Origin of the sequence: Citrobacter sp. MGH100, from assembly GCF_001034465.1 — a bacterium.
GTDB classification, from domain to species: Bacteria; Pseudomonadota; Gammaproteobacteria; order Enterobacterales; family Enterobacteriaceae; genus Citrobacter; species Citrobacter youngae.
Window position 1 is genome coordinate 142541 of record NZ_KQ089804.1, and the last position, 11517, is coordinate 154057.

The 11517-nt window shown below is 54.6% G+C and carries 7 protein-coding genes; 1 reads left to right on the plus strand and 6 read right to left on the minus strand.

Annotated elements, in window-relative coordinates; genetic code table 11:
• Positions 1-124 precede the first annotated feature (124 nt).
• Entirely contained in the window at positions 125-3808 is a 3684-nt protein-coding gene (metH, locus tag SK32_RS22755; protein WP_048213963.1) for a methionine synthase, read from the minus strand.
• A gap of 195 nt (positions 3809-4003) precedes the next feature.
• Here metH and iclR point away from each other — a divergent pair, with 195 nt between their 5' ends.
• A complete protein-coding gene (gene iclR / locus SK32_RS22760; RefSeq protein ID WP_003844677.1) occupies positions 4004-4828 on the plus strand; it encodes a glyoxylate bypass operon transcriptional repressor IclR in 825 nt (274 codons plus the stop codon).
• Positions 4829-4849: 21 nt separating this feature from the next.
• Here the strand turns inward: iclR and aceK are convergent, their stop codons facing one another.
• The 5 genes from aceK to SK32_RS22785 all read right to left on the minus strand — a co-directional run bounded on the left by aceK (position 4850) and on the right by SK32_RS22785 (position 11386).
• Positions 4850-6598 (minus strand): bifunctional isocitrate dehydrogenase kinase/phosphatase, encoded by a 1749-nt coding sequence (gene aceK, locus SK32_RS22765; RefSeq protein WP_048213964.1) that lies wholly within the window; start codon positions 6596-6598, stop codon positions 4850-4852.
• Between the two features lie 102 nt (positions 6599-6700).
• Complete coding sequence (gene aceA, locus SK32_RS22770) at positions 6701-8005, minus strand: isocitrate lyase (RefSeq protein ID WP_048213965.1); 1305 nt, start codon at positions 8003-8005, stop codon at positions 6701-6703.
• Between the two features lie 31 nt (positions 8006-8036).
• Complete coding sequence (gene aceB / locus SK32_RS22775) at positions 8037-9638, minus strand: malate synthase A (RefSeq protein WP_048213966.1); 1602 nt, start codon at positions 9636-9638, stop codon at positions 8037-8039.
• A gap of 268 nt (positions 9639-9906) precedes the next feature.
• Entirely contained in the window at positions 9907-10836 is a 930-nt protein-coding gene (metA, locus tag SK32_RS22780) for a homoserine O-acetyltransferase MetA (protein WP_003841431.1), read from the minus strand.
• 136 nt (positions 10837-10972) lie between these two features.
• Positions 10973-11386 (minus strand): YjaA family stress response protein, encoded by a 414-nt coding sequence (locus SK32_RS22785; RefSeq protein WP_048213967.1) that lies wholly within the window; start codon positions 11384-11386, stop codon positions 10973-10975.
• Between the last annotated feature and the right edge of the window lie 131 nt (positions 11387-11517).

The window sequence follows — 11517 nt, forward strand, 5'->3', positions numbered from 1 at the left end:
TCCTTATCGTTATATGTTCCTGAGGCCGAAGCCTTCTTTCAGTATAAGGGTTTAAACGTAATAAAGAGACAGGGCACTCATTGAGTGCCCTGTTTGTTGTAAATAAAGATGACAGTTTTGTGAATCAGTCGGCGTCGTAGCCGAGGTTCGGCGCTAACCAGCGCTCCACTTCTGCCACGCTCATCCCTTTACGGAAGGCATAATCTTCAACCTGATCGCGCTGGATTTGCGCCACGGCGTAGTACTTGCTGTCCGGATGACTGAAATACCAGCCGGATACCGAGGCACCTGGCCACATGGCGAAGGATTCGGTGAGCTTCATCCCAGTGTGCGCCTCTACGTCCAGCAGTTCCCAGATGGTGGCTTTTTCGGTGTGTTCCGGACACGCCGGATAGCCCGGTGCCGGGCGAATCCCCTGGTAGTTTTCGCGGATCAGCTCCTCGTTACTGAGATTCTCGTTCGCCGCATAGCCCCAGTAGACTTTACGCACGCGCTCGTGCAAGTATTCCGCGAACGCTTCCGCCAGACGGTCAGCAATCGCTTTCACCATGATCTTGTTGTAGTCGTCATGTTGCGCTTCGAAAGCATCTGCCAGCGCATCTTCCTCCAGACCACCGGTAACCGCGAAAGCCCCAATGTAATCTGCTTTACCGCTCAGTTTCGGCGCGACAAAGTCCGACAAGCAGTAGTTGGCGAAACCGACTTTTTCCGTTTGCTGACGCAGATGATGACTCACGTTAAGCACGTGTGTACGTGTTTCATCACGGTAGATCTCGATGTCGTCACCCACACGGTTGGCCGGGAATAAACCCACCACGCCACGCGGATTCAGCGTCTTCTCAGCGCTGAGTTTATCCAGCATGTCGTTGGCGTCTTTGAACAGGCGCTTCGCCTCTTCGCCCACTACTTCATCTTCGAGGATTCGCGGATATTTCCCGGCCAACGACCAGGTCATAAAGAACGGCGTCCAGTCGATGTAGTTGCGCAGGGTTTCGATGCTGGCTTCCACTTCCTGTACGCCCAGACGGTGCGCCACCGGCGGGGTGTAGTTTTCCCAGTCAAAGGCCAGATCGTTGTCGCGGGCAGCCTGTAACGTTACGGGCGGAGTACGCGGTTTCTTACGCGCATGCTGGATACGCACAGTTTCATACTCTTTACGCGTACGGGTGACAAAGTCATCACGCTGGGTGTCAGAGAGCAGCGCAGCCACGACACCAACGGTACGCGAGGCGTTCTGCACGTACACCGTCGGGCCGCTGTAGTTCTGCTCAATTTTCACCGCCGTGTGCGCTTTCGAGGTGGTCGCGCCGCCAATCAGCAGCGGAATAGTGAAGCCCTGACGCTCCATCTCTTTCGCCACGTTGACCATTTCGTCCAGCGACGGGGTAATCAAGCCTGAAAGGCCGATCAGATCGGCATTCACTTCACGCGCGGTTCTGAGGATTTTCTCCGCGGGCACCATTACGCCAAGGTCGACGATTTCGTAGTTGTTACACTGCAGCACCACGCCGACGATGTTTTTGCCGATGTCGTGCACATCGCCCTTCACGGTAGCGATGACCATTTTGCCGTTGCTGGAGCCTTTCTCTTTGCTGGCCTCAATGTACGGTTCGAGGTAGGCCACCGCCTGCTTCATCACGCGGGCGGATTTCACCACCTGCGGCAGGAACATTTTGCCCTCGCCGAACAGGTCGCCAACCACGTTCATGCCGTCCATCAACGGCCCTTCGATAACTTCGATCGGGCGCGCAGCCTGCTGGCGCGCTTCTTCGGTATCCAGCTCAATAAACTCGGTAATGCCTTTCACCAGCGAGTATTCGAGGCGCTTTTTCACGTCCCAACTGCGCCACTCCGCCATCTGGGCATTCGCCGTATCGTCGGTTTTACTGCCGCGATACTTCTCAGCAAGCTCCAGCAGTCGTTCGGTGCCATCGTCACGGCGGTTGAGGATCACATCTTCAACCGCATCGCGCAGCTCGGCGGGCAGGTCGTCATAGATTGCCAGTTGTCCGGCGTTGACGATCCCCATGTCCATGCCGTTGCGAATGGCGTAGTAGAGGAATACCGCGTGAATGGCTTCACGTACCGGGTCGTTACCACGGAACGAGAATGAAACGTTAGAAACGCCGCCGGAGATCAGCGCATGCGGCAGTTCGCGTTTGATGTCTTCACAGGCCCCGATAAAGTCCTGCGCGTAGTTGTTGTGTTCATCAATCCCGGTCGCGACGGCAAAGATGTTCGGGTCAAAGATAATATCTTCCGGCGGGAAGCCCACCTCTTCGGTAAGAATCTTGTACGCCCGACGGCAGATCTCAATTTTGCGCGCGCGCGTGTCGGCCTGGCCCTGCTCGTCAAAGGCCATCACCACCACTGCAGCACCGTAGCGACGCAGCAGCTTCGCGTGATGGATAAAGGTCTCAACCCCCTCTTTCATCGAGATGGAGTTAACGATGCCTTTACCCTGAATGCACTTCAGCCCTTTTTCGATTACTTCCCATTTCGAGGAGTCGATCATAATCGGCACGCGGGCGATATCCGGTTCACCGGCAATCAGGTTGAGGAAACGAACCATCGCCGCTTCGGCGTCGAGCATCCCCTCATCCATGTTGATATCGATGATCTGCGCGCCGCTTTCTACCTGCTGGCGGGCAACGTCCAGCGCCTCGCTGTATTTCTCTTCTTTGATCAGGCGCTTAAACTTCGCCGAACCGGTAACGTTGGTACGCTCGCCGACGTTCACAAACAGGCTGTCGTCGCCGATGTTCAGCGGCTCAAGGCCGGAAAGGCGGCAGGCAACCGGGATTTCCGGCAAGCGGCGTGGCGGCAGCCCTTCCACGGCGCGACTCATGGCGGCGATGTGTTCCGGCGTGGTGCCGCAGCAGCCACCAACAATATTCAGGAAGCCCGCTTCGGCCCATTCACGGATTTGCGCCGCCATGGTGTCGGCATCAAGATCGTACTCACCAAAAGCGTTTGGCAGCCCGGCGTTCGGGTGTGCGGTAACGTAGCATTCGGCAATACGCGACAGTTCCTGCACGTACTGGCGCAGTTCGTCCGGGCCTAAGGCACAGTTCAGACCAAAAGTCAGCGCATCGGCGTGGCGCAGGGAGTTGTAGAATGCTTCGGTGGTCTGGCCGGAGAGCGTACGCCCGGAAGCGTCAGTGATGGTGCCGGAGAGCATAATCGGCAGCTCAACGCCCAGCGCTTCGAATTCAGTTTTAACCGCGAAAATAGCGGCTTTGGCGTTGAGGGTATCGAAAACGGTTTCAATCAGGATCAGGTCACTGCCGCCTTCCACCAGCGCTTTGGTGGATTCGCGGTAAGCGGCTACCAACTGATCAAAGGTAATATTGCGGTAAGCCGGGTCGTTGACGTCGGGCGAGATAGACGCCGTACGGTTAGTTGGGCCAAGCACGCCCGCGACGTAGCGCGGTTTGTTCGGCGTGCGCGCCGTCCATTCGTCTGCCGCCGCGCGCGCCAGTTTGGCTGCCGCAAAGTTGATTTCCGCCGACAGGGATTCCATCTGGTAATCCGCCATGGCGATAGTGGTGGAGTTAAAGGTGTTGGTTTCGATGATGTCCGCGCCCGCCTCGAAGTAGGCGTGGTGAATCGCGGCGATCACCTCCGGTTTGCTGAGCACCAGCAGGTCGTTGTTACCTTTCAGATCGCACGGCCATTCGGCAAAGCGTTCGCCGCGGAATTCCTCTTCGCTCAGACGATATCCCTGGATCATGGTGCCCATACCGCCGTCCAGCACCAGAATACGTTCATTTAACTGCTGACGTAATTGTTCTACTTTGCTGCTCACACTCGCTCCCGACAACGCTCAACCAGACCGAAAAAAACTCAACAGGTCATACTGGCACAAACCTGAGAGGCGGAAAAGAGAACAACGGCCAACATGAGACATGTTCAGCTTCACTCATCCGATCAGTACAGGAATTCTTGCATTATATTTGAATAAAACGAAAATGATTTCCACGATACAGAAAAGGAGTCTGCCATGGTTGCCCCCGTTCCCGCGAAACGCGGTAGAAAACCCGCCGCTACTACTGCGCCCGCAACCGGGCAGGTTCAGTCCCTGACGCGTGGCCTGAAGCTACTGGAGTGGATTGCGGAATCCAACGGCAGCGTGGCGCTGACCGAGCTGGCGCAGCAGGCCGGCCTGCCAAACTCCACGACTCACCGTTTGCTGACCACCATGCAGCAGCAGGGATTTGTTCGTCAGGTCGGTGAATTAGGGCATTGGGCCGTGGGTGCACATGCGTTTATCGTCGGCAGCAGCTTCTTGCAAAGCCGTAATCTGCTGGCGATTGTCCACCCAATCCTGCGTAAACTGATGGAAGACTCCGGTGAGACGGTAAACCTGGCCGTGCTGGATCAAAGCGATCATCAGGCCATTATTATCGACCAGGTGCAGTGTACCCAACTGATGCGCATGTCTGCGCCCATCGGCGGTAAACTGCCGATGCACGCCTCCGGGGCGGGCAAAGCGTTTTTATCCCAGCTGAGCGAAGAACAGGTGACTGGGCTGCTGCACCGTAAAGGTCTGCACGCATACACCCACGCCACGCTGGTGTCGCCGGTGCATCTGAAAGAGGATTTGGCCCAGACGCGTAAGCGCGGCTATTCCTTTGATGATGAGGAACATGCGCTGGGCCTGCGCTGCGTGGCGTCGTGCATTTATGACGAGCACCGCGAGCCGTTCGCCGCGATTTCCATCTCCGGCCCCATTTCGCGCATTACCGACGATCGCGTGACCGAGTTTGGCGCCATGGCGATCAAAGCGGCGAAAGAAGTGACGCTGGCGTACGGCGGATTTCGTTAAGATGGGATTGCCGGGTGGCGGCTACGCCTTACCCGGCTTACGATCGGTTTCATAACGCACGCTGAAACGTTGTTTGCGCCGGTAGGCGTAAACATCTTCCACATGCCCGCTTTTAATCCGCGTTTGCAACCCCCGCCAGTAGTCGGCGCTGAACAAGTCAGCGTGCATCTCTTCAAATAGCGGACCGATACGCGGGTCGGCACATAGCCAGTGGCGAAACTCTTCCGGGAAGACATCTCCAGGCGATACGCTGTACCACGGCTCAGCGCTCATCTCATCTTCCGGGTAGCGTGGCGGCGGGATATGACGGAAATTAACCTCCGTCATGTAGCAGATTTCATCGTAGTCGTAGAACACCACGCGCCCGTGACGGGTGACGCCGAAGTTCTTAAACAGCATATCGCCGGGGAAAATATTGGCGGCGGCCAGCTGACGAATCGCGTTGCCGTACTCTTCAATGGCATCGCGCAGTTGTTGACCTTCGACCTGCTCCAGCCAGATATTCAGCGGCACCATCCGTCGTTCGATATACAGATGGCGAATGACAATCTGATCGCCAAGATCGGTAATTTTTTCCGGGGCTTCCTGCAATAGCAGCGCCATCAGTGCCGGATCGATTTGCCGTTTATCCAGCACAAAGTTCTCGAACTCCTGGGTGTCAGCCATCCGCCCAACGCGATCGTGCTCTTTGACCAGTTGATAACAGGCGCGGACGTGGGCGGCAGACATCTCTTTTTGCGGCGCAAATTTGTCTTTGATGATTTTAAACACCCGGTCAAAGCCCGGCAGGGTAAACACCAGCATCACCATACCGCGGATCCCCGGCGCTTCAATAAACTGCTCATCACAGTTGGCCAGGTAGAGCAGATACTCCCGATAACTTTCCGTTTTTGCGTGCTTCTGGCAGCCAATCGCCATATACAATTCAGCGGTGGTTTTACCGGGCAGGAGCTCGCGCAACCACTCCACCAGTGCGGCGGGCAGCGGGGCATACACCATAAAGTAGGAGCGGGCAAAGCCAAACACAATGCTCGCCTCCGCCGTCGTGGTCAGGCAGGTATCGACAAACAGCTCACCTTCGTCTGTCCGGTGGATTGGCAGTAAAAACGGCAGCGTTCCAGAAGGGGTAATCAGTTTCCCGACCAGCCAGGCGGCCTTATTGCGATAAAACAGTTCATTCGCCACCTGTAAATGGCAGCCTGCCAACACATCCGCTCCCAGGGTTTCGGTCAGGTGTTCGATGATGTAGTGGATATCACGATGTTTATTCTGCCATGGAAGACGCAGGGGCAGATCGCTAAGGACGCGAGTGAGCAGCCGCTCCCAACCTGAATCAGGGAAAAAATCTTTCGCCAACGGGCGTGGGATCGTGCGGAAACGACGCTCTGGCTGAGAACTGAAAATAAACAGCCGCTCGGGAGTCAGCGAGCGGTGGTCAAATAACCGACAGTAAACGGAGTTAAAAAAGCTCTCCGCAATCTCGAAGCGCGGGTAATCCGGCAGTAGCCGGGTGTAATGCTCTTTCACGCGAAGTAAAAAATCCGCGTCGGTACTTTTGCCGTCTGTAATGCAGCGCAACTGCTCCACCACCAGACCCACGTGATGATCGTAAAGGTGAATACGGCTTTTCATCGCCTGCTGAACCGCATGCCAGTCGGCATGTTCAAAACGCTGCTGCGCGCCGGAGGTGACTTCCAGAAAACGCCCGTACTGGGCGTCGAAACCTTGCAAAATCGTCTGAGCAATCAGTAATTCCAGGCCACGCGTCATCGACTTCTCCCATCCGGCACAACGTCATGCCGGATGGCGCGTTCGCTTATCCGGCCTACATCCCTTCGTAGGCCCGGTAAGCACAGCGCCACCGGGCATTAATCAAAACTGCGATTCTTCGGTCGAGCCGGTCAGCGCGGTCACCGAGGAAGTGCCGCCCTGAATGATGGTGGTGACTTTATCGAAGTAACCAGTGCCCACTTCCTGCTGATGGGACACAAAGGTGTAACCGTCTTTCGCCGCCGCAAATTCTGGCTGCTGAACTTTCTCAACGTAGTGGCGCATGCCTTCACCCTGCGCATAGGAGTGTGCGAGGTCGAACATGTTGAACCACATGCTGTGGATGCCCGCCAGGGTAATGAACTGATATTTGTACCCCATATCCGACAGTTGCTGCTGGAAGCTGGCAATGGTTTTATCATCTAGGTTTTTCTGCCAGTTAAACGACGGCGAACAGTTGTAGGCCAGCAGTTTGCCTGGGAATTTGGCATGAATAGCATCGGCAAAGCGCTTCGCCAGTTCGAGGTCCGGCGTGGAGGTTTCACACCACACCAGGTCGGCATATGGCGCATACGCCAGGCCACGGCTGATCGCCTGCTCAATACCCGCATGCGTACGGTAGAACCCTTCACTGGTACGTTCGCCGGTGATGAACTCGCTGTCGTACGGGTCACAGTCAGAGGTAATCAGGTCAGCGGCGTCAGCATCGGTACGCGCAATCACCAGCGTCGGAACGCCCATGACGTCGGCCGCCAGACGGGCCGCCACCAGTTTCTGAATAGCTTCCTGAGTCGGCACCAGAACTTTGCCGCCCATGTGACCACATTTTTTCACCGATGCGAGCTGATCTTCGAAGTGAACGGCCGCTGCACCAGCCTCAATCATCGATTTCATCAGTTCAAACGCGTTCAGTACGCCGCCAAAACCGGCTTCCGCATCGGCAACGATCGGCAGGAAGTAATCCACATAGCGCGGATCGTTCGGTTCAATACCGGTTGACCATTGGATCTGATCGGCGCGACGGAATGTGTTGTTGATCCGATCCACCACCGACGGGACGGAGTTCGCCGGATACAGCGATTGGTCCGGGTACATGCTGGATGCCAGGTTTGCATCTGCCGCCACCTGCCATCCTGAAAGGTAGACCGCTTCAATACCTGCTTTCGCCTGCTGCAGCGCCTGACCGCCAGTCAGCGCGCCGAGGCTGTTGATATAACCTTTCTTCGATTCGCCGTGCAGCAGACGCCACATTTTCGCCGCGCCAAGCTGAGCCAGCGTGCATTCCGGGTTGACCGAGCCACGTAATTTCACCACTTCCTCCGCGCTATATGGACGGGTGATGCCTTCCCAGCGAGGTTGAGTCCATTCTTTCTGTAATTCTTCGATTTGTTGAGTACGGGTTTTCATGTGCAGATGCTCCATATTGTTATGTGGTGGATTACGCCAGCAGGCGGTAGCCTGGCAGGGTCAAGAAATCGATCAATTCATCAGAGGTAGTGATTTGCTCCATCAGGCGCGCGGCATCGTCAAAACGCCCGCTGCTGTAGCGGTGTTCGCCCAGCTCGTCCTGAATCACCAGCATCTCTTCGGCCAGCATCTGGCGAAACAGCGGTTTGGTGACCGGCTTGCCGTTGCTGAGGGTTTTCTGGTGGTGGATCCACTGCCAGATGGAGGTACGGGAGATTTCTGCGGTAGCCGCATCTTCCATCAGGCCATAAATCGGTACGCAGCCGTTGCCGGAGATCCACGCTTCGATGTACTGCACCGCAACACGGATGTTGGCGCGCATGCCTTCTTCGGTGCGTTCCCCCTCACACGGAGCCAACAGCTGTTCGGCGGTAATCGGCGCATCTTCATTGCGGGTCACAAACAGCTGGTTTTTGTGATCGCCCAGTACCTCATCGAAAATCGCCATCGCGGTATCAGCCAGCCCAGGGTGTGCAACCCAGGTTCCGTCATGACCGTTATTGGCTTCCAGCGCTTTGTCCGCTTTTACCTTGGTCAGCACCTGGTTGTTACGTTCCGCATCTTTGCTGGGAATGAACGCCGCCATGCCGCCCATCGCGAACGCGCCGCGTTTATGGCAGGTTTTAATCAGCAGGCGCGAATAGGCGCTGAGGAATGGCTTATCCATCGTCACCACCTGACGGTCCGGCAACACGCGATCCGGGTGGTTCTTCAGGGTTTTGATATAGCTGAAAATGTAGTCCCAGCGACCACAGTTCAGGCCGACAATGTGATCACGCAGCGCGTGCAGAATTTCGTCCATCTGGAAAACAGCCGGCAGCGTTTCAATCAGCAGAGTCGCTTTGATGGTGCCGCGCGGCAGATTAAAACGATCCTCCGCATAGCTGAACACTTCGCTCCACCATGCCGCTTCTTGCCAGGCCTGCGTTTTTGGCAGATAGAAATAAGGGCCACTGCCTTTTGCCAGCAACGCTTTGTAGTTGTGGAAGAAATAGAGGGCAAAATCGAACAGGCTGCCCGGGATGGATTCGCCACGCCAGGTAACGTGTTTTTCCGGCAGATGCAGACCACGAACGCGGCATACCAACAGAGCCGGATTAGGTTTGAGCTGATAAATTTTACCCGCTTCGTTGGTATAGCTAATGGTGCCATTGACCGCATCACGCAGGTTTATCTGCCCGTCGATAACTTTGCTCCACTCAGGAGCCAGCGAATCTTCAAAATCAGCCATAAAGACTTTGACGTTCGCGTTGAGCGCGTTGATGACCATCTTGCGCTCAACGGGTCCGGTGATCTCTACGCGGCGATCCAGTAAATCATCAGGAATACCGCGAATCTTCCAGTTACCTTCACGAATGGAAGCTGTTTCCGAAATAAAATCAGGCAACTTACCGTCATCAATATCCTGCTGTTGTTGGATACGTGCAGCCAGAAGTTTATTGCGTTTCGGCGTAAATCTTGTCACCAGCTCGGTCAGAAACTCCACCGCTTCAGCGGTCAGAATCTGCTGTTCCTGTTCGCCACGCGGCCTGGTGAAGACCAGTTCATCGGTTGTCGTTGCCTGTTGATTCATTGCGTAGTTCCTCGTCATTGATCCAATCACATCCCCAATGCGAACGAAGGATCGTTGTGCGGTTTTCGTTCAGCACAACTAAGACTACTCATTTAAATTTCAAAATCAAAAACAATTTCCATTTTTAATTTAAATATCAATTAACTCATTGATAACAATATAAATAAAATTTAATTACATGATGAGGTGCGTTTCGGAAATAAAAAAGGCACCCGAAGGTGCCTGATTCAACATGCTGAAACGCTTAAGGATCGTCTGCTACAGAAGATTAATCCAGCGTTGGATTCATGTGACGCAGATCATATGGCGTGATCTGATAGACGTAATAGTTGAGCCAGTTAGTAAACAACAGATTGCCGTGGCTGCGCCAGGTTGCCCGCGGTTTGTTTTGCGGGTCATCTTTCGGGAAGTAGTTATAGGGTACTTCCGGCGTTAAGCCCGCTTCGACGTCACGAAAATACTCACTGCCGAGCGTATGGGCGTCATACTCCGGATGACCCGTCACAAAGGCAATACGTTTATCTTTGCTGGCAAACAGGTAGGCATCTCCCTCTTCTGTCTCGGCAAAAATCTCGAGATCGGTGTAGTCCCGGATAAGCGCAGCAGGAAAATCGGCATAGCGCGAATGCGGAGCCAGGAACGCATCATCAAATCCGCGCGTCAGTAGCGCATGAGGGTGAAGAATATGGTGCTCATAAACACCTGAGAGTTTGTCCGTACGGGTTTGCTTAGGAATTCCGTACAGGATATTCAGCGCGGCCTGTACCGCCCAACAAACAAATAGCGTCGAGGTAACGTGATCTTTCGCCCATTCAAGCACTTGTTGAATCTGCGGCCAGTAAGCCACGTCATTAAATTCAACCAGACCCAACGGCGCGCCGGTCACGATCAGTCCGTCAAAGTTCTGATCGCAGATATCCTCGAAATTACAGTAAAAGTTATTCAGATGTTCCGTTGGGGTGTTACGTGACTCCCGGGCATCAATGCGTAACAGCTGAACATCTACCTGCAGGGGGGAGTTCGACAGTAAGCGCAGGAACTGATTTTCCGTTTCAATCTTCTTGGGCATCAGGTTGAGGATGAGCACCTTCAGTGGTCGAATTTCCTGACCGGAAGCGCGGGATGTCGTCATCACAAAGACGTTTTCCTCACGCAAGAAATTGACGGCGGGTAGCTCGTCCTGCACGCGAATTGGCATAACCTGATAACCTCACTACATACGTTTAAACGTTTAGACATCCAGACAGCTGAAGATACCCAGGAATCATGCGAATGTCGAGCCTGCATGTTGAAGGTGAGAAAGTTTCACGTCATAACCAATAGTCACGGCGTGTTCAGGAGCGCCGACTATTGCGGAAATCAGTTTCCCCCTGGAGAAAAGTGCTCCGCACTCCGGCATCGCTCAGAGGCACCTTACCAGAGATAACCTGAGGATACTTAGCCCTACCGTCTGCGGCACCAAAGGTCACTTCAAGGATAGCTCGCTCTTCAACCTGCGACAGTCCACCTTCGTTCATCTCCAGAGCATGGGCCAGAAGCCCAAAAGAGTTCCGCCAAAAAAGCTGACGCCACTTCGAGCGTGGCATCAGTTGATCGACAAGGTCTTGTATCAGTTTTTCTGCCTCGAAGAACTCGGCAATCAGGAGTCGCTGATTGCTGAAGGTTCGGAATCCGGAAACTTCTTGCTGAGTGGTAGTATTGCGTACAACTACGCGGTTTTTATATAGTTGAACGTAGAGAATGACCATCGGAATTTCCTTTATCAGTCCGTGATAAAATCGGAAACGCAAAAAAGCCCATCCGTCAGGATGGGCTTCTTCACTTTAATTGATGCCTGGCAGTTCCCTACTCTCGCATGGGGAGACCCCACACTACCATC

Coding starts and splice junctions, on each gene's coding strand:
- iclR (WP_003844677.1), top strand. CDS start 4,004: ATGGTTGCCCCCGTTCCCGCGAAACGCGGTAGAAAACCCGCCGCTACT.
- aceK (WP_048213964.1), bottom strand. CDS start 6,598: ATGACGCGTGGCCTGGAATTACTGATTGCTCAGACGATTTTGCAAGGT.
- aceA (WP_048213965.1), bottom strand. CDS start 8,005: ATGAAAACCCGTACTCAACAAATCGAAGAATTACAGAAAGAATGGACT.
- aceB (WP_048213966.1), bottom strand. CDS start 9,638: ATGAATCAACAGGCAACGACAACCGATGAACTGGTCTTCACCAGGCCG.
- metA (WP_003841431.1), bottom strand. CDS start 10,836: ATGCCAATTCGCGTGCAGGACGAGCTACCCGCCGTCAATTTCTTGCGT.
- SK32_RS22785 (WP_048213967.1), bottom strand. CDS start 11,386: ATGGTCATTCTCTACGTTCAACTATATAAAAACCGCGTAGTTGTACGC.